Origin of the sequence: Natronomonas sp., assembly GCF_036625485.1 — an archaeon.
In the GTDB taxonomy this organism is placed as follows: Archaea; Halobacteriota; Halobacteria; order Halobacteriales; family Haloarculaceae; genus Natronomonas.
This window is the reverse complement of sequence record NZ_JAZKTR010000002.1, coordinates 20590-45446: the sequence shown is the minus strand read 5'-3', so window position 1 is coordinate 45446 and position 24857 is coordinate 20590. Positions and strand designations below refer to the sequence as shown.

Annotated in this window: 31 protein-coding genes; 14 read left to right on the top strand and 17 right to left on the bottom strand. The window is 65.6% G+C overall.

Features of this window, described 5'->3' with window-relative positions:
* Window positions 1-916 (bottom strand): hydantoinase/oxoprolinase family protein (locus V5A53_RS00640; RefSeq protein ID WP_332311622.1); only part of this gene is annotated, 916 nt, incomplete at its 3' end.
* A gap of 313 nt (window positions 917-1229) precedes the next feature.
* Here V5A53_RS00640 and V5A53_RS00635 point away from each other — a divergent pair.
* Window positions 1230-2138: a DMT family transporter gene (locus V5A53_RS00635; protein WP_442928620.1), complete on the top strand. Its 909-nt coding sequence runs from the start codon at window positions 1230-1232 to the stop codon at window positions 2136-2138.
* Here the strand turns inward: V5A53_RS00635 and V5A53_RS00630 are convergent.
* Complete coding sequence (locus tag V5A53_RS00630) at window positions 2131-3300, bottom strand: CaiB/BaiF CoA transferase family protein (RefSeq protein ID WP_332311620.1); 1170 nt, start codon at window positions 3298-3300, stop codon at window positions 2131-2133. The genes V5A53_RS00635 and V5A53_RS00630 overlap by 8 nt on opposite strands.
* Before the next feature lie 126 nt (window positions 3301-3426).
* On the opposite strand from V5A53_RS00630, the gene V5A53_RS00625 reads away from it, so the two are divergent.
* Genes V5A53_RS00625 through V5A53_RS00615 form a run of 3 tightly spaced genes read left to right on the top strand, consistent with a single transcriptional unit; the run spans window position 3427 to window position 5751 of the window.
* Window positions 3427-4641: an acyl-CoA dehydrogenase family protein gene (locus V5A53_RS00625; protein ID WP_332311619.1), complete on the top strand. Its 1215-nt coding sequence runs from the start codon at window positions 3427-3429 to the stop codon at window positions 4639-4641.
* A gap of 6 nt (window positions 4642-4647) precedes the next feature.
* Window positions 4648-4908, top strand: a complete 261-nt coding sequence (locus V5A53_RS00620; RefSeq protein ID WP_332311618.1) for a hypothetical protein — start codon at window positions 4648-4650, stop codon at window positions 4906-4908.
* Between the two features lie 51 nt (window positions 4909-4959).
* On the top strand, window positions 4960-5751 hold the full coding sequence (locus V5A53_RS00615) for an HpcH/HpaI aldolase family protein (RefSeq protein WP_332311617.1): 792 nt from the start codon (window positions 4960-4962) through the stop codon (window positions 5749-5751).
* Here the strand turns inward: V5A53_RS00615 and V5A53_RS00610 are convergent.
* Entirely contained in the window at window positions 5748-6224 is a 477-nt protein-coding gene (locus V5A53_RS00610; protein WP_332311616.1) for a redoxin domain-containing protein, read from the bottom strand. The two genes, V5A53_RS00615 and V5A53_RS00610, sit on opposite strands and share 4 nt — an antisense overlap.
* 123 nt (window positions 6225-6347) lie before the next feature.
* On the opposite strand from V5A53_RS00610, the gene V5A53_RS00605 reads away from it, so the two are divergent.
* Together V5A53_RS00605 and V5A53_RS00600 are read left to right on the top strand one after the other, a co-directional pair.
* Window positions 6348-6623 carry a glutaredoxin family protein gene (locus V5A53_RS00605; protein ID WP_332311615.1) on the top strand — a complete coding sequence of 92 codons (276 nt, stop codon included), beginning with the start codon at window positions 6348-6350 and terminating at the stop codon, window positions 6621-6623.
* Window positions 6624-6983: a hypothetical protein gene (locus V5A53_RS00600; protein ID WP_332311614.1), complete on the top strand. Its 360-nt coding sequence runs from the start codon at window positions 6624-6626 to the stop codon at window positions 6981-6983.
* Here the strand turns inward: V5A53_RS00600 and V5A53_RS00595 are convergent, their stop codons facing one another.
* The 5 genes from V5A53_RS00595 to V5A53_RS00575 all read right to left on the bottom strand — a co-directional run bounded on the left by V5A53_RS00595 (window position 6984) and on the right by V5A53_RS00575 (window position 11665).
* On the bottom strand, window positions 6984-7385 hold the full coding sequence (locus tag V5A53_RS00595; protein WP_332311613.1) for a cupin domain-containing protein: 402 nt from the start codon (window positions 7383-7385) through the stop codon (window positions 6984-6986).
* Between the two features lie 34 nt (window positions 7386-7419).
* Window positions 7420-8181 carry an SIR2 family NAD-dependent protein deacylase gene (locus V5A53_RS00590; protein WP_332311612.1) on the bottom strand — a complete coding sequence of 254 codons (762 nt, stop codon included), beginning with the start codon at window positions 8179-8181 and terminating at the stop codon, window positions 7420-7422.
* Between the two features lie 64 nt (window positions 8182-8245).
* Window positions 8246-9433 carry an acyl-CoA dehydrogenase family protein gene (locus V5A53_RS00585; protein ID WP_332311611.1) on the bottom strand — a complete coding sequence of 396 codons (1188 nt, stop codon included), beginning with the start codon at window positions 9431-9433 and terminating at the stop codon, window positions 8246-8248.
* A 141-nt stretch (window positions 9434-9574) separates the two neighbouring features.
* Window positions 9575-10120, bottom strand: a complete 546-nt coding sequence (locus V5A53_RS00580) for a hypothetical protein (protein WP_332311610.1) — start codon at window positions 10118-10120, stop codon at window positions 9575-9577.
* Between the two features lie 120 nt (window positions 10121-10240).
* Window positions 10241-11665 carry an FAD-binding oxidoreductase gene (locus tag V5A53_RS00575; RefSeq protein ID WP_332311609.1) on the bottom strand — a complete coding sequence of 475 codons (1425 nt, stop codon included), beginning with the start codon at window positions 11663-11665 and terminating at the stop codon, window positions 10241-10243.
* Between the two features lie 154 nt (window positions 11666-11819).
* On the opposite strand from V5A53_RS00575, the gene V5A53_RS00570 reads away from it, so the two are divergent.
* Window positions 11820-12791, top strand: a complete 972-nt coding sequence (locus V5A53_RS00570) for a quinone oxidoreductase family protein (RefSeq protein ID WP_332311608.1) — start codon at window positions 11820-11822, stop codon at window positions 12789-12791.
* Between the two features lie 24 nt (window positions 12792-12815).
* Here V5A53_RS00570 and V5A53_RS00565 read toward each other — a convergent pair whose 3' ends face one another.
* Window positions 12816-12974: a hypothetical protein gene (locus V5A53_RS00565; protein WP_332311607.1), complete on the bottom strand. Its 159-nt coding sequence runs from the start codon at window positions 12972-12974 to the stop codon at window positions 12816-12818.
* Window positions 12974-13192, bottom strand: a complete 219-nt coding sequence (locus tag V5A53_RS00560; protein ID WP_332311606.1) for a zinc ribbon domain-containing protein — start codon at window positions 13190-13192, stop codon at window positions 12974-12976. The genes V5A53_RS00565 and V5A53_RS00560 overlap by 1 nt, the downstream gene beginning before the upstream one ends.
* Window positions 13193-13334: 142 nt before the next feature.
* Here V5A53_RS00560 and V5A53_RS00555 point away from each other — a divergent pair, with 142 nt between their 5' ends.
* Window positions 13335-14318, top strand: a complete 984-nt coding sequence (locus V5A53_RS00555) for a LamG-like jellyroll fold domain-containing protein (RefSeq protein ID WP_332311605.1) — start codon at window positions 13335-13337, stop codon at window positions 14316-14318.
* A 113-nt stretch (window positions 14319-14431) separates the two neighbouring features.
* Here V5A53_RS00555 and V5A53_RS00550 read toward each other — a convergent pair whose 3' ends face one another.
* Entirely contained in the window at window positions 14432-14668 is a 237-nt protein-coding gene (locus tag V5A53_RS00550; RefSeq protein WP_332311604.1) for a DUF7542 family protein, read from the bottom strand.
* Between the two features lie 126 nt (window positions 14669-14794).
* On the opposite strand from V5A53_RS00550, the gene V5A53_RS00545 reads away from it, so the two are divergent.
* Window positions 14795-15250, top strand: a complete 456-nt coding sequence (locus tag V5A53_RS00545) for a ferritin-like domain-containing protein (RefSeq protein WP_332311603.1) — start codon at window positions 14795-14797, stop codon at window positions 15248-15250.
* 79 nt (window positions 15251-15329) lie between these two features.
* Here V5A53_RS00545 and V5A53_RS00540 read toward each other — a convergent pair whose 3' ends face one another.
* The gene (locus V5A53_RS00540; RefSeq protein ID WP_332311602.1) at window positions 15330-15680 is read right to left on the bottom strand and encodes a DUF7475 family protein; all 351 of its coding nucleotides are present in this window, start codon (window positions 15678-15680) and stop codon (window positions 15330-15332) included.
* A gap of 93 nt (window positions 15681-15773) precedes the next feature.
* A complete protein-coding gene (locus tag V5A53_RS00535; RefSeq protein WP_332311601.1) occupies window positions 15774-16604 on the bottom strand; it encodes a nitrous oxide reductase accessory protein NosL in 831 nt (276 codons plus the stop codon).
* A 108-nt stretch (window positions 16605-16712) separates the two neighbouring features.
* Here V5A53_RS00535 and V5A53_RS00530 point away from each other — a divergent pair, with 108 nt between their 5' ends.
* From V5A53_RS00530 to V5A53_RS00515, 4 genes are read left to right on the top strand one after another with little or no spacing between them, the layout of a single operon-like run.
* A complete protein-coding gene (locus V5A53_RS00530; protein WP_332311600.1) occupies window positions 16713-17396 on the top strand; it encodes an SCO family protein in 684 nt (227 codons plus the stop codon).
* 1 nt (window position 17397) lies between these two features.
* Window positions 17398-18183, top strand: coding sequence for a sulfite exporter TauE/SafE family protein (locus tag V5A53_RS00525; RefSeq protein WP_332311599.1), 786 nt, complete (start codon window positions 17398-17400; stop codon window positions 18181-18183).
* Window positions 18184-18214: 31 nt separating this feature from the next.
* The gene (locus tag V5A53_RS00520; protein WP_332311598.1) at window positions 18215-18733 is read left to right on the top strand and encodes a TlpA family protein disulfide reductase; all 519 of its coding nucleotides are present in this window, start codon (window positions 18215-18217) and stop codon (window positions 18731-18733) included.
* Window positions 18730-19401, top strand: coding sequence for a cytochrome c biogenesis protein CcdA (locus V5A53_RS00515; protein WP_332311597.1), 672 nt, complete (start codon window positions 18730-18732; stop codon window positions 19399-19401). The genes V5A53_RS00520 and V5A53_RS00515 overlap by 4 nt, the downstream gene beginning before the upstream one ends.
* 33 nt (window positions 19402-19434) lie before the next feature.
* On the opposite strand, the gene V5A53_RS00510 is transcribed toward V5A53_RS00515, so the two are convergent.
* From V5A53_RS00510 to V5A53_RS00495, 4 genes are all read right to left on the bottom strand, one after another.
* Window positions 19435-20157: a class I SAM-dependent methyltransferase gene (locus V5A53_RS00510; protein WP_332311596.1), complete on the bottom strand. Its 723-nt coding sequence runs from the start codon at window positions 20155-20157 to the stop codon at window positions 19435-19437.
* On the bottom strand, window positions 20154-21110 hold the full coding sequence (locus V5A53_RS00505; protein ID WP_332311595.1) for an MBL fold metallo-hydrolase: 957 nt from the start codon (window positions 21108-21110) through the stop codon (window positions 20154-20156). Before V5A53_RS00505 ends, V5A53_RS00510 begins: the two co-directional genes overlap by 4 nt.
* Before the next feature lie 78 nt (window positions 21111-21188).
* Window positions 21189-21884 carry a 6-hydroxymethylpterin diphosphokinase MptE-like protein gene (locus tag V5A53_RS00500; RefSeq protein ID WP_332311594.1) on the bottom strand — a complete coding sequence of 232 codons (696 nt, stop codon included), beginning with the start codon at window positions 21882-21884 and terminating at the stop codon, window positions 21189-21191.
* Window positions 21885-22104: 220 nt separating this feature from the next.
* Window positions 22105-23544 carry an alpha,alpha-trehalose-phosphate synthase (UDP-forming) gene (locus V5A53_RS00495; protein WP_332311593.1) on the bottom strand — a complete coding sequence of 480 codons (1440 nt, stop codon included), beginning with the start codon at window positions 23542-23544 and terminating at the stop codon, window positions 22105-22107.
* A 151-nt stretch (window positions 23545-23695) separates the two neighbouring features.
* Here V5A53_RS00495 and V5A53_RS00490 point away from each other — a divergent pair, with 151 nt between their 5' ends.
* Window positions 23696-24850 carry a dihydropteroate synthase gene (locus tag V5A53_RS00490; protein WP_332311592.1) on the top strand — a complete coding sequence of 385 codons (1155 nt, stop codon included), beginning with the start codon at window positions 23696-23698 and terminating at the stop codon, window positions 24848-24850.
* The last annotated feature ends 7 nt before the right edge of the window (window positions 24851-24857 follow it).

Below are 24857 nucleotides of genomic sequence, written 5' to 3'. Positions count from 1 at the left end.
CGGTCGTCCGGGCGATATCGCCGTCGCGGACGAGGCTCACGTCGCTGGAGGTCCCACCCATGTCGAAGGTGACGAACCCCTCGAAGGCCTCGGCGTCGACGGCGCGCTCGGCGCTGGCCTGTGCGCCGACGACACCCGCCGCAGGGCCGGACATGACCGTCGTCACCGCGTGTTTGCGGACCGTCTCCGGGTCGGCGATGCCGCCATTGGACTGCATGACGCGCGGGGCCGGAACACCGGCCTTGGCGGTGCGTTCGGTCAACCGGCCGAGATACGAGTCGATGGCCGGTCGGACGTAGGCATCCGCAACGGTCGTCGAGGTGCGTTCGTACTCGCGGAAGGCCGGCAGGACCTCGTGGGAGACGGACACCGGCACGTCGAGTCGTTCCCGGAGGCGCTCAGCGACGACGACTTCGTTTTCGGGAGCGCTGTAGGCGTGAAGTAGTGAAACGGCGACGCTCTCGGCATCGGTTAGTTTCTCGACGAGCGCGTCGACGTCTGTCGAATCGACCGGCGTCTCGACGCCTTCGGTCGTCGTCCGCTCGTCGAGTTCGTACCGTCGGCGCCGCGGCACGAGCGGCGGCGTTCGTTCGGCATCGAGGTCGTACAGGGAGGGCCGCGTTTGGCGACCGATTTCCAGTACGTCACGGAACCCTTCGGTCGTCACGAGCGCGGTTTCCGCGCCATCGCGCTCCAGTAGCGCATTGACGGAGACGGTCATACCGTGAGTGAACGTCGCTACGTCGGCCGGGTCGATGCCCGCTCGGTCGCAGGCCTTCCGAATCCCGTCGAGGACGCCCTCGCTTTGGTCTGCCGTCGTGGGGACCTTCGTGGTCACGAGGTCCGAGCCGGTTACCAACACCACGTCGGTGAAGGTCCCGCCGACGTCGACGCCCACATGCGGGATCGCTACCACGGTACCAACTCCGTCGACCCGTCTCGAAGCGGTGCGAAACCCGTCATATTCGTTCGAACGCCACTACGGCTGTTGGCGGTTAAGGATTGCCGACGGCGCCTGGACGGCGACGTACCGCGACCACTTCCGTTCTCCGGCAAGGGTTTATATAACAGAACGCGGCCAGACGGCGCGTGCGCTGACGAGTCGCCGACGGGCCGCCGAGGCGGGAGCAGGTGTCGCCGGCACCGCTGTGACCCACGGTCCGTCGTCTCCGAGCGGGTCGCCTGTTCGCCAACGAAACGGCAGGGATTAGGCCGAGGGTTGGCTACCGATGGGTGTGTCACGGCTCTACGCTACCACGCTGTTCGTCACGCTCGCGGGGCTGTGGGGCCTCTCCTTCCCGGCGATCACCGTCGGACTCGAGTACCTCCCGCCGCTTCTGTTCGCGGCGTTCCGATACGATGTCGCCGCCGTCCTCCTCTTGGCCTACGCCGTCATCGCTCGCGACGGCTGGTGGCCGACCGGCCGGAACAACCGGCTGGCCATCCTCGGCGGTGGAGTCTTCCTGATCGCTGGCAACGGCCTGCTGTTCATCGGCCAGCAGACCGTTCCCAGCGGTATCGCCGCTATCCTGCAAGCGCTCGTCCCCATCGCGACCGCGCTATGGGCACTCGCTCTGCTCGGCGAGCGACTCTCGCCGGTCGGCGCTGTCGGCGTCGGCCTCGGCTTCCTCGGTATCGGCCTCATCGTCCAACCCGACCCGAACAACCTGCTGGCCGGCGATACCCTCGGCCGACTCATCATCGTCGCTCAGGCCATCAGCGTCGCGCTTGGGGGCGTCATCGTCCAGCGTGCCGGTCCGTCGATGGACCGCGTCGCGCTCACCGGCTGGTCGATGCTGGTCGGTGGCCTCGTCCTCCACACCGTTAGCTTCGGCACCAGCGAGCGCCTCGCGGCCGCGACGCTCGCACCGACCGCACTCGGCGCCATCGTCTATCTCGGCGTCTTCTCGACGGCGCTGGCCTTCGTCATCTACTACACCATCCTCGAAGAGCAGGGAGCCTTCGAGACCAGCCTCGTGGCCTATCTCGTGCCCATCGTCGCCACCGTCGCCGGCGTCTTCCTGCTCGGAGAAACCATCGGCCTGCTGTCGGTCGTCGGCTTCGTCGTCGTCTTCGTCGGTTTCGCGCTTCTGAAGCGACACGCGCTGGCCGACCTTCTCGCCGTCGGCGTCAGTTGATCACGCCGTCCTCACGGAGGCGTTCGAGTTCCTCGTCGTTCAATCCTGCCTCCCGAAGTAACGCCTCCGTGTCGCTCCCGTGTCCGGGCGGTGCCCCGGCGCCGCCGTGGTCGATCTCCGAACCGCGAAGCGGGAAGCCGACTCGCGGTTGCCCATCCTCGGGCCGTTCGACGTAACCACGGGCCTCGATCTGCGGGTGTTCGAACGTCTCTGCGGGCGTGTACACCGCATCGACGGCCGCATCGACATCGGCCATCGCTTCGGCCCACTCGTCACGAGTCCGCTCGGCGAAGATCGATTCGAGTTCCTCCCGGAGGGCCTGTCGCTCCGCCGGGTCGTCGGTCATGTGCTTGCCGATGAGTTCGGGTCGGTCGACGGCTTCGCAGAAGGCGCTCCAGAACTGTGGTTCTAGCGCGCCGATCGTGACGTACCCTCCGTCGGCTGCCTCGTAGACGTCGTACCACGGGTACTTGCCGGTCAACGCGGTCTCGCCGGGCCGGGGGTCGTCGCCGGCCAGCGCCTCCGGCGCGAGCGCCTGCGAGAAGGAGACCACGGCATCGGTCAGGGCCACGTCCAGATACTCGCCGCCGGTGTTCCCGAGTTCGCGTGATAGCAGCGCCGAACAGATCGAGAACGCCGCGAGCAGGCCGCCGGCCATATCGGCGATCTGATAGCCTGGGACGCGCGGGGCCTCGTCGGTGTCCTCGCGGGTCATATCCAGTAGGCCGGCGAGGCCGATGTAGTTGAGGTCGTGGGCGGCTTTGTCGGAGTGCGGACCTTCCTGCCCGTAGCCGGTCAGCGAGCAGTAGACGAGGTCCTCTCGATAGTCGGTCAGCGTCTCGTAGTCGACGCCGAGACGTTCGGTAACGCCGGGGCGGAACCCTTCGATGACCACGTCGGCCTCGGCGACGAGTTCGTAGAAGGCCTCTCGGCCCCCCTCGCTTTTGAGGTCGAGGGCGACGCTTCTTTTGCCGCGGTTGACCGCATCGAAGACGGCGCCGATGCCCTCCTCGGTGGTCGGCGGCATGTGCCGGGCGTAATCGCCCGCGCCGGTATCCTCGATCTTCACTACGTCGGCGCCCGCATCCGCGAGTAGTTGAGTCGCGTACGGGCCGGGCAACAGGCGCGTGAGGTCGAGCACGCGCACGCCATCGAGTCGCATGGGCCGTGGGTAGCCGCCGCGGCACATAAGCCTGCCGTCGGCGGGAAACCCTGCGAGGATTGGCCGTTTAAATCAGCCGTCACTTCGGCGCGTAGGCTTCAAGAGGCCACCGTCGTATGTGACCTTATGGCAACCGAATCCGCCGGCATCAATTTCGATACCGACGAGGAGACCAGCCTCATCCTCTCTAGTCTCGAGGAGTTCCTCGAAAGCGAGATCCAGCCCATCGAGGACGAACTGGGCGAGACGTGGTCGAACCCCCGGAAGCGCCACGAGGACGACGGCCGGCTCGTCCCCGAGGTACAGGAGGCAATCCAGGAGGTCCGCAAGAAGAGCGCCGAGGCGGGCTTCTACGCGATGAACCTCCCCGAGGAAGCCGGCGGGGACGACGTCTCCAACGTCACGTGGTATCGCGCGATCAAGAAGGTCGCCTCGACGGGCCCGGGAATCGCCGAGTACGCCCTCGCCGGCCCCGAAGGGCCCAAACCGCTCCTCGCGCAGGCGGAGGGCGACCAGGTCGAGGAGTACCTGCTGCCCTGCGTCCGCGGCGAGAAATCCACCGCCTTCGCCCAGACGGAACCCGGCGTCGGCTCCGACTCCCCGAACATGGACACGACCGCCGAGAAAGACGGTGACGAGTGGGTACTGAACGGGAGCAAACAGTGGATCACGAACGCCCCCTATGCGGACTTCGTGCAGGTGTTCGCCCGCACGTCGCCGATCGAGGAGATGGGCCGGTACGGCGGCATCTCCTGCTTCATCGTCGAGGACGACGAGTTCGAAGTCGCCTCGATGAACAACGCCGTCGGGATGACAGGTATGCAGGGCGAGATCATCCTCGATGACGTGCGCATCCCCGAGGACCGCATCCTCGGTACCGAGGACGGCGCCTTCTACGACGCGATGGAGTTCCTCTCGCTGGGCCGCCTCGAAATCGGTGCGCGAGCGCTCGGCCACGCCGAGTTCCTAATCGAGCGCGGCGTCGAATACGCCAACGAACGTGAGGCCTTCGGCCGACCCATCGGCAAGTTCCAGGGCGTCTCCCACAAACTCGCGGAGGCACGGGCCAACGCCTTCGCCGCGAACGCCGCCGGCCTCCGACTCGCGTGGCTGATGGACAACGGCGAACAGGCCATCCAAGAGTCCTCCATCGTCAAGTACCTCGCCTCGAACGTCCTCTTCGACGTCGCCGACGACGTCGTGCAGGTCCACGGCGCCAACGGCCTCTCGGAGGACAACCCGTTCATGGACGAACTCGAAACCGCGCGCATCCTCCGCATCGTCGAGGGTACCGACGAGATTCAACTGAACACCATCGCCAAGGAACTCGGTCTGCCGTAGTCTGCCATGCGCGTTCGCCCCGCGTCGCCGCCGTGGCCGCGGCCGGTCCGTGCCGAACTCGAAACGACCGACTGGGACCGTTACCCGATCGTCGACATCGTCACGTACGCGCCGGCAACGTCCCGTGGGTTGGAGGGCGACCGCCAGCGAATCGAAGTGTATCAGCATCGCGAGGCACCGCCGGCTTCCCGGTATCAAACCGAGGAACGAATCGCTCAGGTCGAACGCCTGACCCGACCGCTCTACGAACGGTTTGTCAACGAGTGACCGTCGGCGTCGGCATCGCCCTTCTTGTTGCTGGCGACCGAACGAGTATCCATGTCCGATCTACGAACCAACGACCTCCGACAGACCGTCGAAGACGGCGATGTAGCCTTCGGGGTTATCGAGGGCGTGTATAGCCCGATGATGGTCGAACTCGTCGGCGAAATGGGGTTCGACTTCGTCTGGATGGACCTCGAACACGCCGGGCCGAGCCCCTGGGACGGTCAGCGCCTCGAGGACCTGCTTCGGGCCGCCGATGCCGTCGGCACCGAACTGCTCGTTCGCCTGCCGACCCACGAACCCGCCCTCGTTCGGAAGGCTCTCGATGCGGGCGTTCGGAACGTCTTCATCCCCCGCGTCGAGACGGCCGAAGAGGCCCGGAAGGCCATCGAGGCCGCCCGTTTCGAGTACGATGGCGCTCCCGGCAAACGTGGCCTCGCCTCCCCGCGCGCCAGCCGGTGGGGCGGCGCCGGCGAGGCCTACACCGAAACCGAAGACGAGGAGGTGATGCTCGGCGTCACCATCGAGACCGCAGCGGGCGTCGACAACATCGACGACATCGTCTCCGTACCCGAACTCGGCTTCGTCTTCATCGGCCCCAACGACCTCTCGGTGTCCTACGGCCATCCGGGCGAAGCCGACCACCCCGACGTACAGGAGGCCGTCGAATCGGTCCGGACGGCCGCCCTCGCCAACGACGTCGTCGTCGGTGGGCTCACCAGCGGTATGGACGACGTCCACGAGAAGGTCGACGCCGGCTACCAGTTGCTCAACGTCGGAAGCACGGTCGGCGCCGTCAGAAAGAACCTCGGTGACTGGTTCGAGCAGTACGAGAACGGAACTTAGAGGTCTGCAACCGCGTCCTCGACCTCTTCCCGCGGCACCGGGTAGATCCAGTCGTCGGTGTCCCACGCGTGCTGGACGACGCCTGCATCGTCGAGGACGAAGATTCCGCGACGTGACGTTTTCGTTCCCGCCATCCCCTCGCGTTCGACCAGCAGGTCGTAGGCGTCGGCGATGTCGCCACCGGTATCCGAGAACATCGAGAAGGGGCTGTCCAGTTGCCGGAGGAACTCGTTGATGGAGTAGGGGCCGTCGCTGACGATGCCGTAGACGGGAACGTCGTCGAACTCGTCCCAGTCGGCGTCGTCGTATCGGCGCCACCAGTTCCGGGCGATAGCCGAGAAGACGAACCCGTCGAAGACGAGGACGGCGCCGCGGTCGCCGAGCGCGTCCTCGAGCGCCGTCGGCCGAAACGTCTCGCCGTCACAGAGCAGTGCTTCGAAATCGGGCGCGTCCTCGCCGGGAGTTGGTGGCATACCACGCCCAACCGGCCGCTCCGTCTTAAAAACGCGGTCGCCAGCAACCCACAGACGGATCCGGGGACCTCTCCGACTTCCGGCGTCGTCGGCTTTTTGCTCTCGGGGCGCGGGAGTACGTGTATGTCAGTCACGCTCTACCGGCTCGAGGCCTGCCCCTTCTGTGAGTTCGTCGTCGACAAACTCGACGAACTGGGCGTCGAATACGACAGCGTCTGGGTGGAGGGGGCACACTCCAAGCGCAACGAAGTAAAGGAGGTATCAGGCCAGCGGCAGGTACCCGTCATCGTCGACGACGAATACGGCGTCACGATGAGCCAGTCCGCCCGCATCTACGAGTTCCTCGAGACCACCTACGGTGACGCCGACTCGCCGGCCGAGGTCGACACGGACTTCTGAATGTCCCAGGGGGTCACTCACTTCGCTGTCGGTGCCACCTTCACGACGCTGCTCGTCACCTTCCTTGTCCCGAACGTCAGATACCCGCGGGTCTGGGTGCTCGCCGGCGGTGGCTGGGCGATGCTTCCCGACGCCGCGAAACTCCATGCAGACCCAAGCCTTCTCGCCCTCCACAGCAGTCGGTGGGCCGATATCTTCTGGTTGCACTTCACGATGGACCGACTCGATTCGACGGATTCCGTGGTGTTCGGCGCGGTAGCGCTCGCGGCACTGCTCGGTATGACGGCTCTCACCGAGTACCGAGGGTACCGGGCACTCTCGGTGGTTCGAGAACGGAAACGGACGGGCGGCTTCGAGTAGCTACTCTTCTAGGGAGTGGGGGTCGAGGCCGGGGTCCTCGACCGGCGGGGCGCCGAAGGAGAGAACGACACCTCGGTCGTCGCCGACGTAGCGGTGGCCGTGGCCGACCTCCGGTTTGGCGACCCAGAACGTCCCCTCGTCGGCTTCGATGTACTCTTCCTCCCCAGAGCGGCCGAGTTTCAGCGAGAACTCGCCTTCGAGGACGAAATACATCTCCTCTTGCTCGCTGTGGGCGTGATACTGGATCTCCTCGCCGGGCTCGAAGTACCAGACGGTCGCGCGCATCTCCGAGAGGCCGAGCTGGTCGCCGACCGGACGGATATCGAGGTCCGGTGGCACCTCCTCGATTTCCGAGAGGTCGGTTACCGGCACGTCTTCGAGGTCGATGACCTTGTAGTCCATGGCATATCACCCCACGAATCGGGGGAGCAAAAAGCTACGTCCCGTTTACGACGGCGTCGGCGATGGCCGGCAGCACCTCGGTCACGTCCGCGCGGAAGTCGAACTCCGCGAGGTCCGAGAGGCCGGTCGAATCGAGGTTGACGATGATAAGCGTCGCACCGTTCTTTGCGGCGATTCGCGGCAGTGAGGCGGCCGGTTCGACGGTCAGTGACGACCCGACCGCGAGATAGGCGTCGGTGTCCTTCGAGAGCGATCGAGCGCTGAGAAGTTCGTGTTGCGGGAGCTGTTCGCCGAAGAGCACGACGTCGGGTTTCAGCACCTCGCCACACTGCTCGCAGGTCGGCGGCACCTCGCCCTCGCGGACGCGCTCGAAGACGGGGTCGGCCTCGAATCGTCGGTTACAGCCGGTACAGGCGACGCGCTGGCCGTTGCCGTGGATCTCGATGGGTTCCTCGGTGCCAGCCTGCTGGTGGAGCCCGTCGACGTTCTGGGTGACGAGACCGTCGAGGTGGCCCGCTGCCTCCAGTTCGGCAAGCGCCTCGTGAGCGGCGTTCGGCTCGAAATTCCCACCGAAGAGGTCTTCGACCAGTTCGATGCGGTCGTCCCAGAACCCCTCGGGGTCGGCCCGGAACCGACGGATATGGAAGTCGTTGGGGTCGTACTCGGTCCAGATGCCGTCCTCCGAGCGGAAATCGGGGATGCCCGAAGCCGTCGAGACACCGGCACCGGTCAGTGCGGCGACGGTGTCGGCCTCACGGATTGCCTCGGCCGCAGCAGCGATTTCCTGCTCGTTCATACCACCGAGTATCGTACCAACGGGGAAAAACTACTCGCCGGTCGCCACTCGGCGTGTTACCCGTCTATTCGTAGGCGCGAATGCCGGTCAGTTCCTTGCCGACGACGAGTTGCTGGATGTCGGTCGTCCCGTCGGGGATCGTCATCGTGCGGGCGTCGCGGTAGTAGCGTTCGAGCGGGTACTCCTTCGAGAGGCCGTTGCCGCCGTGGACCTGCAGGGCCTCGTCGGCCACCTCGACGGACTTCTCACAGACCCATCCCTTCGCCAGCGAGGAGTACATCCGGGCTTCGGGGTCGGCCTCCGCCACCTTCCGTGCGGCCTCGTAGGTCAGCAGGCGGCCGGTTTCGAGGCCGGCACGGATGTTGTAGAGCTTCTCCTGGACGAGTTGGTGGCCGCCGATGGGGCCGCCGAAGACCTCGCGGTCCGTGGCGTAATCGAGGGCGGCCTCGTAGGCGGCCTGCATGATGCCGACCGACATCGCGGCCATGCCGGTTCGCATGTAGGCGAACATGGCGTTGAGCGGGTCGCCGGTCTGGAACATCTCGTTTTCCGCGAGGTCAGAGTCGCCAGAGGCGAGCATGTTCATAACGGCGTTCATCAGTTTGTTGTCCTCGGGGACGCGCACGTCGTCGAAGAATATCTGGCCGGTCGGTGAGCCCTTCCAGCCGAGTTTGTCGAGCTCGCTCGTCTCGATGTCGTTGGTGACCGTATCGACGATGAAGAAGTCCCGTTGGCCGGCCGCCTCGTCCTGTGCGACGACCAGCGCCATATCGGCGATGGGCGCGTTCGAGACCCACGTCTTCTCGCCGTTGATGACGTATTCGTCACCCTCCTTGACCGCGGTGGTGCCGGGATTGGCGGTGTCACTCCCGCCGTCGGGTTCGGTGACGGCCATACAGCCGATACAGGACCCGTCGTCGAGTTTCTCTTCGAGGGCCGCGGCCGTCTCCTCGCCCGCGTACGGCGCGAAGATGGTCGGGAACGACATGTTGAGCGTGACGTTGAGTGACGGCCAGACGCGGGAGATCTCCTCGGAGGTGACGGTATACGTGAGCGGGTCGGCGAACCCGTCGCTTTCGGTGTCACCGGGGCCGATGCCGAGGTCGCCCAGCAGTTGCTGGTACTCGATGGCCTCGGCCTTGCTCATCGGTTTCCGGTCGGCTTCCGGCAGGTCAGGTTCGATTTCGTCTTCGAGGAACTCCCGAACGGAGTTCCGAATCATCTCGTGTTCGTCGTCGAGGTGGGCGCTCATGCCTACACCACCTCACTCCGGTATCAGCAAAGCGGTTCGCCGTCCCATACGAGGCGGTTTATGACGGGAGGCGTGACACACCATTCATCCACCGTACAGAGGGCTCGCGAGAACGGGAGCGCTCGTCTCTGGACGGGCGGTTTACGATTCTTCTTCCTCTGATCGTTGGGTTTCGAGGTCGCTCATCGTCTCGTCCAGTGCGGCGACGATTTCGTCGTTATTCGGTTGGTTCTCCCACGTCTTCCGATACGTCGTGACCCGGACCCCGACCGTCGCCCCGACCAATAACTGCGGGGCCGGCTCGGCTTCGCCCACTCCCTGTGTGTCGAACGTGTCTTCGAATTCCTCGCTTCGGGCCCAGTCGAGCCACGTATCCTGTGCCCGGTCGCCGAGCAAGGCAACCGCGCGGTCATCAGCGAGCCACGAGACGGCCGTCTCTACCGAGACTTCGGGATTGCCGTGTACCACGAGGAGATCGGCGTTGGTCGGTGCCGACACTCTCGGAACGGACTCCGGGAGTCGCAAGCCGACGTCGTCGCCGACGTAGACCGCGGTGTTCCGGAGCTGTTCGTAGTCAGGTGACTCAGTCGTCTGGGAGGTTCTCTCGGGGAGGAACGAACAGCCGGCGAGCGCAACGAACGGGGTCGTACTCGCGGCTCGCAGGAGCCGCCGTCGAGGGAGGGTCATCGTAGCCGATACCAGTCCGGATATCGGATTAAAAACTCGGAAAGGTAAAACGGCTATCGGAGTCATCGACCGGACGAACCGGTCCACCGCCCGTCTTTAAGCCGAATACAACCGTCCGTCTCAGTCGTCGGTCGGCATCTCCATCCGAACGCCTTCTTCCTCGGTTTCGGGGAACATCTTCCCCGGATTGAGGATGTCCTTGGGGTCGAGTGCGGCCTTGATGGCGCGCATCGTCTGGACGCCGTCCGCGCCGTGTTCCAGTTCGAGGAACTTGCGCTTGCCCATGCCGATGCCGTGTTCGCCCGTCGCGGTGCCACCCCATTCGATGGCCTGCTGGACGATGTCGTCGTAGAGTTCGTCGGCGGCGGCGACCATCGCCTCGTCGTCGGGGTCGACGAGCGCCGCGTAGTGGACGTTGCCGTCGCCGGCGTGGCCGAAGCACGGCAGGAGGATGTCGTGTTCCTCGGCGCGGTCCTTCGCATACCGGATGATGTCGGGGTACTTGCTTATCGGGACGGTCACGTCGCCGGGATGGCGGGGTTCGAGGTCGGGGTCGTACTGCTGGACGGCGAAGGCGAGTTCGTCGCGCGCCGCCCAGAGTTCGTCCATCCGTTCCTCCTCGGCGATCTCGAACTGCTGGACGTCGTGGGATTCGAGGATGGCTTCGAAGAAGTCTATCTCCTCCTCGATATTGTGGTTGGCGTGGAACTCGACGAAGATCATCGACGCGTCGGGGAGGCCGGTATCGAAGTAGTCGTTGGCCATCTCGCCCGCGAGCGGGTCGATGAGTTCGAGTTTCGCCACGTCGACGCCCGACCGGACGGCGTCGAAGACGGCCTCGGCGGCGTCGTCCATCGATTCGAAGACGGCGCGGCCGCCCTTGATCTGCTCGGGGCGACCCTCCAACTCCAGCGTCGCGCGCGTGACGATTCCGAGCGTGCCCTCGCTGCCGATGATGAGGTCCTTGAGGTTGTAGCCGGAGGAGGTCTTGACGGCCTTGCTTCCGGTTTCGATGACGGTGCCGTCCGCGAGGACGACTTCGAGTTCGAGCACCCAGTCGGCCACCTCGCCGTACTTGACGGTCTTCTGGCCGGCGGCGTCGTTGACGATCATGCCGCCGATGGTGGAGATGTTGGCGGAGGAGGGCATCGGCGGGAAGAACATACCGTGTTCGCCGACCGTCTCGTCGATGACGTTGCCCATGATGCCGGGTTGGACGTCGATCTGGAAGTCGTCCGGGCGGACCTCCAGGACGTCGTTCAGTTTCGTCATGTCCATGCTGATGCCCTTGAAGAGGGGAACGGCGTTGCCCTCCATCGATGTGCCCGCCGCATAGGGCGTGACGGGCACCTCGTGTTCGTGGGCCGCTTCCATGATCGCCGATACGTCGGCGGTCGATTTCGGCCAGACGACGGCGTCGGGCGTGACGCCGAGGCCGGCCTCCTGTGCGACCCAGTCGGCCGCGTGGTTCGCGCGGGCCGAATCCCCGTAGGACACGTCGCCGTCGAGGTCGAGTGAATCGAGGAACGAGCAGTCGTAGGACATACAGTAGGGAGACGACCGGATCCGCTTAAAGGTATTCGCGCAGGTGGTCGGTCGTTTATCAGCCCACACTGCCCATCACGCTCTTAACATGATATCGTCATGATTCAATTATAGTTAACATTGATAAGGTATCCGCCCACATGTGTGGACGACAATGAAAGCAGCCCAGATAACCGAATTCGGCGATACCGACGTGATGGAGGTAACGGAGACGGACGAACCCGAACCCGGCGAGGGACAGGTTCGCATCGAGGTCAAGGCCGCAGGCATCAACTTCGCGGACATCATGCAGCGGCGTGGCCACTATCAGGGTGGCCCCGAACCGCCGTACGTCCCCGGCATGGAAGTCGCGGGCATCATCGACGACGTCGGCGAGGGCGTCAACCGTGAGGTCGGCGAGGAAGTCGTTTCGCTGGTCAACGGCGGCGGCTATGCCGAGTACGCCATCGCCGACGCTCGTGGCCTGCTCGAAGTCCCCGGCGAACTCTCCTTCGAGGAGGCCGCCGGCTTCCCGGTCCAGTGGCTGACCGCCCACAACTGCCTCCACGAGTGGGGCGGCCTCGAAGAAGGCGAGACGGTCCTCATTCACGCCGCGGCTGGCGGCGTCGGCAGCGCGGCCGTCCAGTTGGCCGACGAGGCCGGCGCCGAGGTCATCGGCACCGCATCGACCGAGGAGAAACTCTCGATGGCGGAGGAGTTGGGCCTGGACCACCCCGTCCAGTACACCGAGGAGGACTTCGTCGACCGGGTCGACGAGATCACCGACGGCGAGGGCGTCGATCTCGTTCTCGACGGCATCGGCGGCGAGACGACCGACCGGAGCTTAGACGCCCTCACGTCGTTCGGCCGGATGGTCTCGTTCGGCGCTGCCGCCGGCGAACCCGGCCGCCCGAACACCGCCGACCTGCTCTTCGGCAACAAGAAGGTCATCGGCTACCACCTCGGTCGTGCGCTCAACGAGAAGCCGATGAAGGTGATGGGCGCGGTGCCGGAACTGACCCAACTGCTCGGTGACGGGACGCTCGAAGTCCAGGTCGGCCACACCTTCGACCTCGAAGACGCCGCCGAGGCCCACCAGTTCATCGAGGACCGCAAATCCAGCGGAAAGGTCGTTCTGAAGCCGTAAGCCCGGAGCGGTCCGCCCGACGGTTCAGCGTTCGTCGTCGGTATCCCGGCGGGCGACGCGTTCGGCTTCGTCCCGACTCATCTCCTCACGCTGGTCGTGTTCCGCCCGTACCAGCCAGTACAGCACCAGCGGCGAGGCTATCGCCAGAAGCAGGAAGACGACCAGGAGGGCGCCGTCGGCCATCAGCCCAGGAAGACGTCGACGATATCACTCGACCCGGGGGTGTCGTCCCGGTAGAGTTCCGAGTAGCCGCAGTTCGTACAGGAGACGACCTTGAAGCTGTTCGTCTGGATGTCGAACATCTTGCTGAGGCCGCCGCCGGTCGTCGATATCGTGCCGACTTCGGTTTCGGTGTGGCCGCACTTCTCGCAGCCGCGGGAGGATTCGGTCTCGGGGACCATACGCGAGGTTTTAGAGAGGAGTCGTATATGCTTTTAGCCGGTGTGTGGTGTCGTGTTCGCCGTTGTTTGGTGGCATGGGTCGCGAGTTTCGACAGGTGAATCCTTATCCACCTTTTATATCTTGTGGCCGAAACGAACGGTAATGGACCTCGACCGACGCGACCGCGCGGTCTCGCCCGTCATCGGGACCGTGCTCATGGTCGCGATCACCGTCCTGCTGGCGGCTACTATCGGCGCGCTGGTTCTGAATCTCGGAGAGACCCCGCCGGATCAGCAGGTCGAAAGCGCCGTCGACCTCGATGCGACCGACGCTGGCGCCGAACTGACGCCGGAGGTCGTCGGCCAGACGGTCGAAGTCCGCCTCAACGACCGGACGCTGACGACTATCGACCCGTCCTCTACCGGGTCGTCGATATTTCTGCCGACGGCTCCCGGCGACGAGGTTCTCCTCGTCGCTGAAGACGACGAGACGAGTATCCTCATCCGGGAGGAATTCGAGGCCGGGGAGGCCGGCGATTTCGTCGCCTACTACACCTTCGACGGGAGCGGAAACACTCTCGAAGACGGGTCCCTGCACGGCAACCACGGCGACCTCGAAGGCGACCCGCAGTGGGTCGAAGACAGCAACGGCACGGCGCTGGAGTTCGACGGTTCGGACGATTACGTGCAGGTCGACGACCTCAAGACGGGCGATGCGGACGTCGACGCCTTCACCGTCGCGACGACGTTCCGTGTCGATTCGACCGGCGAAACCCAGCAACTCGTCGAACACAACAGCGGCGGCGAGGAGTGGCACATCGAGACGACTGGCGATGGGGGGTTGCAGTTCTCGGTCAACTGGACCGGCGGCCACACCATAGCGACCGCCGCCGACGAACTGCAGGCCGGCGAGACCTACGTCGCCATCGCCACCTACGACGGCGAGACCTACCGGCTCTATCTCGACGGCTCGAAGGCCGACGAGTCCGCCTACGAGTCGAACGTCGACATGGGGGAGATGCGACTCGGTCAGGATGACTCGGGGGCCGATCAGCCTCTCGACGGCCGACTCTACGAGTTCCGTCTCTACTACACCGCCTTCGACGAGGACGAAATCGAGATGCTGACGCGCGTACTGAAGCGGTAGCCGCAATCGTCCCCACGAGTGTTCACCGGGCCAGTCGATGGGCGTCCGTCTCCGGTCGCTCGGCCCGGCAAGCGAACCCCCGAATGCCATCGCCGTCGAACAGCTCTGTCACGCTATTCGTCGCCCTGATAGAGCGGCGAGTCGGTCGTCGTACACTCGGGGCGGCCACAGACGCCGGCCTCGTCGCCGGCACGTTCGACGCCCGCCGAGAGCGACGGGAGTTCCCACGTCGCTTCGTGGCCCGTCTCCGCCCGGTGTGTTTCGATGAACTCCCGGGCCGCCCCGAGTTTCTCGAACGTCTCCGTTCGGTCACACGCCGGACAGGAGACGGTGACCTGCTCGTCTGTCATTGGTATTACTACCGTCGTCGCCTATTTACCGCTAGCGCTTTTCTCGGATGCCACACCGGCACGACGTTTCAGAATACTGGGAAACGGCGACGGATATATCGCCCCGTGTGACAAACATCGTCACGTATGACCTCAGACCGCGTAATCGAACTCCTCCGGAAGGCCTACGGCGACGAGATGGAGACCGTGATGAACTACCAGACGAACGCCATCGTACTGGACGGCGTTCGTGCCGAAGAGATCAAGGAGAGCCTCCAGCAGGACATCCAGGAGGAACTGACCCACGCCCAGGAACTCGGAAACCGCCTCAAACAGATGGACGCCCGCCCGCCCAGTTCGGCGGAGTTCGTCGCCCGGCAGGACTCCCTGCAACCGCCCGAGGATTCGACCGACGTGCTGTCGGTCATCAAAGGTGTTCTCGAAGCCGAGGAGGACGCCATCGACACCTATCGGGCGCTCATCGACGCCGCCGAGGAGGCCGACGACCCCGTCACCGAGGACCTCGCGGTGACGATTCTCGCAGACGAGGAAGCCCACCGGACCGAGTTCCGCGGGTTCGAAAAGGAGTATCAGAACGAGTAGGCCGACTCAGAGCAAGCGTTCGGTACCGGCGTGGCGCTCGCGGGCCGATATCTCGGCCGCCCGCCACCCGTTCAGCGACTCATCGTTCGGTCCAGTAGAGAAACGCGAGAACGACGATGAGTACGGTCTGAACGGCTTTGTCAACATATCCGAGCGTGGTGTATTCGCCGGCTTTCGCCACGTACCACAGCGGGAACTGCACCGCCGTGTACACGATACCTACCGGGTAGAGGAGACGCCGACGGTAATCGATCAGGAACAGGACGATAGCGACGAGGAACCCGACTCCAGCGAGCGAGACCGGGATTCGCCCCTCGATGATGCCGGCGTACACGTGGATGACACCGGTAATGAAGACGAGCAGTACGGCGAACCAGTGGCCGGGCGTGAGCGATTCCGTTTTTACGTATCCGCTGGAGGTCCGTGCCATGATACCTATCGCATCCCCTGTTATTTAAATATCTCCTCGCATATGCTTGTGGAATCTCCCGCGCGGGGCCCTTCTCGCGGCCCGGACGACGGCCTACTCGAGGTGTCGGCCACGGTACTGCTCTACGAGTTCCCGGTCGAAGTCCGACAGCTCCACGATGTCTTCCTCGCTCAGGTAATCCACCTCGTCGACGAACGCGACGGCGTCGGCACGGTCCGCGAACGGGACCGGGTTCGTTCCCATCGGGTCCTCGAGTCGGTCGGAGTCGGTCTCCAGCGCGTAGACGGCCTCGGTCCCGTCGATGAGCTCTCGACTCTCGAATCCGGTCACCCAGAAGCCGGCGATATCGGCGTCCGTCTCGGCGAACTCCTCGGGCACAGTATGATAGGTGACCGCACAGCCCGTCGAACAGAAGTACTCGCGGGTGTCGTCCTCGTGGACCGTCTGTGCGTTCCAGTCGGGAAAGTCGGCGGCGTTCATACCACAGACGGCACAACTGGCGTCGTCCGGCACCTCGACCGCCTCTGCAGCGCCGTCCTCCTCGTATGGGACGTAGCTCACACACCAGGCATCCGGCTCGATGTTCCCCTCGACGATCGCACACGCACCGGTGCCGTCGCCGTTCTTGTCCTCGATGTAGTAACTACAGCCCGAACACTGCTGGCCGTCGTTCGGTTGCTCCTGATACTCGACGCCGCTTTTCGACGAGAGGCTATCGGGGTTCCGTTCCGTCCCGCCCAGCGACGTCGCGGTTGCGTATTCCTCCGGAACCGTATCCTCGGGCGTCGGCGTGTCCTCACCGTTGCCGTTCCCGTTGCCGTTCCCCGAGTCCCCGGAACAGCCCGCGAGGGCGAGCGCCGAACCGGTCCCCAGCAGTGCGAGCATCCTCCGCCGGTCGACCGTCGGTCCGTTTCCTGAGTCCATACCCGAAACGACCGGCTCCATGGTGAAAGCCCGTCTGGTGCGGCCCTAGAAGGCTTACGGGAATCCCACCAGACCGCCTTACTTCCGTCGGTTCACACCATTCACGTGATGGACAGACGGTCGTACCTCCGGACGGTCGCGCTCGGCAGTATCGGCACGACGGCAGGATGCCTCCAGTCGGCCCTCGGGAACGAGGGGAACCCGACGGTCCTCGACCCGCCCGAGGACCGACAGTACGACAGCGAGGAACTCCCGTATCCGGCCCACGGTCAGGAACTCCCGGAGTTCACCCTCCCGGACCCGCTGGCCGGCGAGATGGTCGACAGCACCGAGATAGAAGGGACCATGCTGGTGACCGGGTTCTTCGCCTTCTGTCCGGTCGAATGTGTCCGGCTTATCGGCCAGTTGGCCGGGGTTCAGGAGGGAACGATCCAGAAGGGCATCGACGACGAGGTGACGTTTCTCGCCATCACGTTCGATCCGCAGCGAGACGACGCCGAGGCCCTCCAGGAGTACGGTGAACGGATGGTGAACCTCGATGCAGGGAACTGGCGCTTCCTGCGTCCGGAATCGTCCGAACGGGCAAAAGAGGTCGTCGGCGAGAAACTCGGGATCACCTTCGAACGCGTCGGTGCCGACGAATCCAGTCGGGTCAAGGGGTACGACTTCCGGCACCTCTCGTTGACGTACCTCTGTAACCCAAGCGGCATCGTCGAACGGGCATACAGGACCGACCAACCCGACCACGAACGCGTCCTCGACGACGTCGAAACCGTCGTCGAAGCAACCTGAGATGACATGTACGCCGGCGAACCCACTGCTCGGCACGGAGACGGTCGGTCTCGGGGTGTTGGTGCTGGTCGGCCTCTTCGGCGGCGCCCACTGTATCGGGATGTGTGGTCCGCTCGTCGTAACCTACGCCGACCGGATGCAGTCGGATTCACGCAGGCAGATGCTCTCGCTTCGGGACGTCCGCCAGCACACGCTGTTCAACCTCGGACGAACCGCGAGTTACACGCTTCTGGGTGGGCTGTTCGGCCTCGCCGGCCAACTGGTCTTCGTCAGCATGCGAGACGTGACGATGCTGGCGACGGACGTCCACGCCATCTCCGGGATCGTCGTCGGACTCGTCGTCGCTCGGGTGGGGGCGAGTTACGCGACCGGGGGTGCCGGACACGCACTGTCGCTGCCCGGCATCGACAGGCTTGGAGCGGCCGTCCACTCGCGGCTGTTGCCCCGCGTCGAGGCGTGGGTCGACGACACCCGAATCGTGGGCCTGGGTGCCGTCCACGGCTTTCTGCCCTGTCCGCTCCTCTATCCGGCGTACCTGTACGCGTTCGTACAGGGGTCGGCACTCGGCGGGGCGGCCGCACTCGCCGCACTCGGGGTGGGAACCGTCCCCGCCGTCTTTCTGACGGGGACGGCGTTCGCCTCGGTGGACATCGGGGGGCGTCAGTGGCTGCACCGCGTGCTGGGCGTGGCCTTCCTCGTCCTCGGGTACATCCCGCTGCAGCACGGCCTCGCGGCGCTGGGAATCGGGCTGCCAGCCATCCCGTTGCCGCACTTCCAGCCATGGTAGGGGGTGAGACGACGTGCGACGGCGTGACCTGTTGAGGACGCTGCCCGCCGCGGTAGCGACGGCCATGGCCGGCTGTAACTCCCTCGATGCGATGACGAGCGACGGGGACGCCGAGCGGGAGGCGGTGACCGTCGAAACGCTGGACGCGCCCGGAAGCCAGGCGGGTACGGCGACTGTGCCCGCCGACGAGGTGTCGTTCGTCGAGTTCTTCGCGACGACGTGTTCGGTCTGCGCCGCCCAGATGTCGACGCTCGCGGAGGCCTACCGACGCGCCGGCGACGAGGTGCAGTTCCTCTCGGTGACGAGCGAACCGGTAGGCTACACCGTAACCAAGGGGGAGGTCGCCTCGTGGTGGGACGACCACGGCGGCGCGTGGCCGGTGGCCGTCGACGACGGCACCGCCCTCTCCCAGCGATACGACGCGACGAGCGTTCCGAAAGCCGTCGTCGTTCGACCCGACGGGACGGTGGCGTGGTCCCACACCGGTCCCGTCGAGGCGGCCGACATCGTCGACGCGATACGAGAAGCCACCGAGGGTGACCGGTCGTGAGTACCGGCAGCGTCGTCTTCGCGGCCGGCGCCGGCATCGCGACCTTCCTTTCGCCGTGTGCGCTTCCACTGGTGCCCGGCTACGTCGGCTACTACCTGAACGCGAGCGAACGGACGGGCCGACAGACAGTGGGCATCCTCCTCCGAGGGGTGGCCGCCGCCGCCGGCGCGCTCGTGACGCTGGGCGTCCTCGCGGGACTCGCCGTCGCCGCCGGACAGCCGCTCACCTCACGACTAACGGTCCTGGAACCGCTCGTTGGGGTCGGGTTGCTCGGCCTCGGCGTGGCCGCTCTGGTCGGCTGGTCGCCCTCACGCAGCATCTCACTGCCCGAACGGCGCGCCGATACGGCCGGCTTCGCCCTCTTCGGGGCCGGATACGCCGGTGCGTCGGCGGGTTGTGTCCTGCCGGTCTTTCTGGGCATCGTCCTGCAGGCTGTCACCCTCCCGCCGACCGTTGCGGCCGCCGTTGTCGGGGCCTACGCCGCGGGAGTCGCCGTCCCGCTCCTGCTGGTGACGCTGGCGGTCGGCGTCGGCTTCGACCTGACGACGGGCCGTCTCGTCGGGCAGGGGGTTCGACTCGAACGCCTCGCGGGCGTCGTCCTCGTCCTCGCTGGCGTCGGCCAACTCGTCGTCGCCGCCTTCCCCCCGGTCGTGCCCGTCGGGTTCTGACGGACCGACGCGTGTGGGACTCGACTTCGGTCCCTACTCGGAGACGCCGACGATCCACCGCCACCGCTGTTCGAACGTCCCGTCGACGGCATCGAGGAGTTCCGCGGCCTTCTCGACCCGCTCGTCCGGCGAGCGTTTGGGATAGAGCCGTGCGGCCATCGCTGGAATCTCGTGGAACAGCCGCAGGTCGTCGGCCGTCGTGGCGAACCGCCACGTTCCGGTCGAGACCTCGAACTCGTCGGCGAGTGCGGCCTCGACGTCGTCCGTCCGGGTCGGCGAGCGGGACTCTCGGTCGAGCGCCTCGAAGACGTCCGTCCCGTCGTCGGTGAGCCAGCCGAGCGGGGCGACGGCGCCGACGACACCGCCCGATCGGAGCACGCGTTCCGCCTCCGCGACCGCCACCGTCGGGTCCGGCGCCAGAAAGAGCGAGGCGGTGAACGCGACGCCATCGAAGGTGTCGTCCGCGAAGGGAAGGTGGTCGAAATCGCCTTGAACGCGAGGGGCCGCATCGACCCCGCGGAGCATCTCGCGACTGATGTCGAGTGCGACCGTTCGAGCGGTCTCATCGGCGAAGACGCGCGTACTCACGCCCGACCCGGCACCCGCATCGAGGAGGGTATCGAGCGTCCCATCGCCCAGTGCGGCCATCTCGGCGTACAGGAGTCGCGCGAGGGCAGAGAACCGCCCCGTTCGCCGTTCGTAGGCGTCGTAAGCCGACACGCTGACATCGAAGTTCGCTCGGATCGCGTCCTTCATCTGTCGAGGTGGTATCGTCGCACGCCGTCGTCGGTCGTCGATTCGATGCCACCCTGCCGTTCCAGTCGTGCGAGCGCGCCGACAGACTCGAATATCGTATAGGGGCGTTTCTCGAGGTTCTCGACCCGCGTTTCGGTCACCTCGTAGGCCGTCGCCTCGCCGAGATCGCTCAGGGCCGTCCGGCAGTCCTCGGCGAGGCGTTCCAGCGACGCGCGGTCCCGGTCGACGACGGCCTGGAGGTCATCGAAGACGGGGCCGTGGCCGGGATAGACCCGTTCGATATCGGGCGCGACGGCTTCGAGGGCGTCCAACCCTCGATGGAAGGCGTCTATCGCCTCGTAACAGCCGTCGTCGAGGCCGACGTGTAGTGCGGCGGGGCGGAACGGTTCGACCGCGGTATCGCCCGCGAAAAGCACGCCTTCGTGTCGGAACGCCGCCTGATTCTCCTGGTGGCCCGGAACGTGAATCGCCTCGAAGGCGAGGCGGCCCGCCTTCACCGTCTCGCCCGGCGAAAGTTCGACGTCGATATGTTCGGGTGGCAGGCAGTCACGATTGCGCCGGAGCGAATCGACCGCCCGGTCGACCTCGTCCTCGGGTTCGGGGACGCCGACCTCGGTCGCGTTCGTCCGGACAGCGGCCGCGAGGTCGTCGGTATCGCGTTCGAGTCGCTCCCGGACACCGTCGAGGGCGTACACGGTGGGTTCGGCCGCCTCCACTACTGTCGCGGCCTGCCCGCCGTGGTCGGTGTGCGGGTGCGTTATGAACAGGTGTTCGATATCGGCGAGTTCGTACCCCGCCTCGGCGAGTCCGTCCCGGAGGGTCTGGGTACCGGCCTCACCCGGGGCTCCGGCGTCGATCAGTACTGGTTCGTCGGCAGCGACCAGATACGCGTAGGCGGTATCGGGCGGCCACGGGATATCGAACTCGATGCGGTGGACCGACACGGAATCCATCGACGGCGCTTCGCCGTGGGGTCTTATAAACGGTGTGCTGGCGTCAAAAGGAACCGACTCAGCGGCCGGGGGCCGTCGCTACTCGCCCGCAAGCCACTGCAACTCGATGCGGTCCCGCCGCCCGTCGAGAACGCCGAACTCCTCCTCGCGCCGGAGTTCGAGCCACCGGAGCAGGCGTTCGGCCCACAGCAGTTTTCGAGCCTTCGACCGACCGACCGTCGGGTCGTCGAGGTCCCATCCCGGGAAGACCAATCGCTCGGCACCGCAGGCGTCAGCGAGAAACGCCGCCCGGTCGCCGTCGGTGAAGCCGCCGGGGTTGACAACCGGGCCGACGGGGGCGGCCTGTGTCGTCGGAAGGACGGCCGCGGCGTCGAACTCGGGTATCCACTCCCGTACGGCGTCGAGATTGTCCCCGTGTGCGTGGGCCGCGACAGGGGTTCCCGCCTCGGTCAGTGCCCTTGCGGTTCCGGGGTTCTTGTCGAGGTCGGTCACCATGCAGTCGACGGCGACCCCAGCGTCCCTGAGAATGTCGGCGGCGATGGAGGCCGCCACAACGCTATCGGCTCGCCGAGCGACGTCGAGGTCGCCGACCAGCGAGGCCGCGCCGCCGCAGATGGCGACGGTTCCCGAAAGGTCGATGTCGTCGACCGAAAGCGGGCGTTCGCTCTCCAACAGTTCCGCGAGGACGTCCCTCGCGCGTTCGTCGGCAGCCGGCTCGAAGCCGAAATCCGAGAGGATCGCCTCGTAGGCCGGTTGCCACTCCTCGTAGCGCATAGCGACACTCCGTCGTCGCCACTAAATAGTGTTAAGACTGGGCCCAGAGCGCACCAAGGTACCCCTACCCAGATGTGCCCTCCGGGCTTCCATCAGCCTATTCCGGTCGCTCTGGTATAAGCTTTCTCGTACTGCACGTCACTTGTCCGACATGCGTCAGACGCGCCGAGAATGCCCTATCGGACCGCTAAGCTACGCTTACGAAGTGAGTAAGCAGTGCTTAAAGGTGCGTGAGGTTTGTCACGAACCACGATTCGATGTCCTCGTCGGCGACGGCTCGCTGGAGGCGGTCGAGTCGGTCGGCCCGTTCGGCGACCCCCATGTCGACGGCCCGTTCGATGGCGTCGGCGAGGGCGGGGATGTCGACCGGGTTGACGGGAATCGCCGCCGGACACAGCGATTCGGCGGCGCCGGCGAACTCCGAACAGACCAAAACGCCGTCGGCGCCGCGGGACGCCGCCACGAACTCCTTGGCGACGAGGTTCATCCCGTCGCGTTTCGACGTGACCAGACATATGTCGGCGTTGCGATAGAGCCCGAGCAACGAATCCCGTTCGACCGGGTCGTCGACGTAGACGACCGGCGTCCAGCCGTCGGTTCCGAACCGGTCGTTGATCTCGTCGATGCGGTCGATGACCTCGCGGCGGTACCACCGATAGGCGTCGATACGCGTCCGGCTCTCGGTGGCCTTCTGGACGTAGACGAGACTCTCGCGGTACTCCGGTCTGGTCGCCCACAGGTGCGCCAGCGCGTCGAGACGCTCCAGAATCCCTTTTGTGTAATCGAGACGGTCGACACCGACGGCGACCGTCGTCTCCCCGTTCAACTGATGTCGGCGCGTCAGCGCGTCCCAGTACCGGTTCGCCTCGGGTTCCTCGGCCCGCTTTGCCAGCGCGTCCGGCGCGACGCCGATGGGCGCCACGAACGTTTCGGTCGTCCGGTCGCGATAGGTCACCTCGCCCGTCTCGTAATCGACGGCTTCGGGGTCTAAAAGCGCCTCCACACACCGCAGGAAATGCCGCCGGTACTGTTCGATGTGGAAGCCGACGGCGTCGTTGGCAAGCAGGCCGTCCAGCAACGCCTCCGTATTCGGCGTCACCGAAAAGGCGTCCACGTGCGGCCACGGCACGTGCCAGAACTGCACCAGCGACGCCTCGGGCCGCTCTGCGCGCACGTACCGCGGCGCCCGAGCGAGGTGATAATCCTGGAACCACACCGTCTCGTGGCCGCTCTCGATGACTGCATCCGCGAACAACCGATTTACCGACTCGTAGGCGTCCCAGAAGCCCGGTTCGACGCGCAGGTGCTCGGTCGCCAGGTGACAGGCCGGCCACAGCACCTGATTACTGTAGCCGTAGTAGTAGTCGATGACCTGTTGGCGCTTCAGCGGGACTCGACGGAGCGTGTAGTCGCCCGATTCCGGTGGCATCCGAACGACGCCGTCGTCCGCGATCTCGGGGTCGAAATCGGCGTCGCCGCTTCCCCACGCGATCCACGTGCCGCCGGATTCCCGGAGTACGCCGTCCAACGCGGTCACGAGGCCCCCCTTTGGACGGGAAATCTCGACACCGTCCGGACCGTATCCGTGCACGTACGGCTCCCGGTTGGAGACGACAGCCAGCGAATCCACGTCGACGGAAGAGCCGTCGAAATCCTGCATCTACCCCTTTAAACGGCCGAAGCGCGCTTGAATCCTGTCCTTCCGGCCGAACCGACCGCGAGGTTGTGAACGGTCCCCAAAACCCACCGGTCGGACCCTCCCTTCGCCGATATGCCAAGGTATTACTCCGTGACGCCGCTGTATTGCGGTAATGCGAACAGTCGATGTTGGCGGGATACCAGTCGGTGACGGCCACCCCCCGCGAATCATGGGCGTGCTCAACATGAGCGTCGAGTCGAACTACGACCCGAGCGTCCATGGGACACCCGAACAGGCGGTCGAGTTCGCCGAGGAGGAACTCATAGCCGAGGGGGCGGACATCATCGACGTGGGGCTGCAGTCGTCGAATCCCAAAAACAACTGGCTTCCGCCCGAGACGGAACTCGAACGACTGGACAAGGCGCTGGCGGTCATGGACGCCGTCGAAACCGACGAAGACGTGGCGTGGTCCATCGAGACCCGCTACTCGGAGGTCGCCGACCGCGCGCTCGAAGGCGGCTTCGACATCGTCAACGACGTCTGTGGCTGGGCCGATCCGAAGATGCCCGACGTCTGCGAGGACCACGACGCACCAGTCATCAAGATGGCCAGTCCGCCGGACATCAAGAGTCCGGGCCACCTGAAGACCATCGACGACATCTTCGAGGCGCTCCAGCGCGGCGGCTTCACGGACAAGACCATCATCGACCCGGCCTTCGGCGGCTGGTACGACGAGAAGACCTACGAGGACAACTGGGAGATGTTCCGCCGACTCCGGGAGTTCCGCGCCTTCGGCCGCCCCATCGTCACCGCGACGAACCGCGAGGACTTCCTCGGCGACATCGCCGACCGGCCGGATACGGAAGACCAACTGCCGGTCAGCCTCGCCGCGGCGACGATGGAAGTCGAACGCGGCGCCCACATCATCCGCACCCACGACGTGGCAGAAACCCGTGACGTCGCCCTCGTCGCCCACCATCTCGGCGACGACCGCGGCGTCGCCGACGAGGCGGCCCGCGTCGTCGAGTTGGCGGGCACGACGCGCCGCGAAGTCGAGCGGAACATGGCGATCCGAAACGGGTCCGGCGACCCCGAAGACGGCGCGACGCTGTCCTTCCTCGTCGGCGAGTTACCCGAGGCCGACCGCGAGGCGCTCGTGGCTGCAACCGAAGACGCCGGCGGCGTCGTCGGGTTGGGCGACGGCGACTGTTATCTGACCGGCACCGTCGCCACGCTTCGCGAGGTCGCCTCCGCCGTAAGCGGCCGCTCTGAAGAACTCTCGACGGTCGCAGGCGAGATCCGGGCCGCCGCGGGCCGGCACGCGTAGACGAACC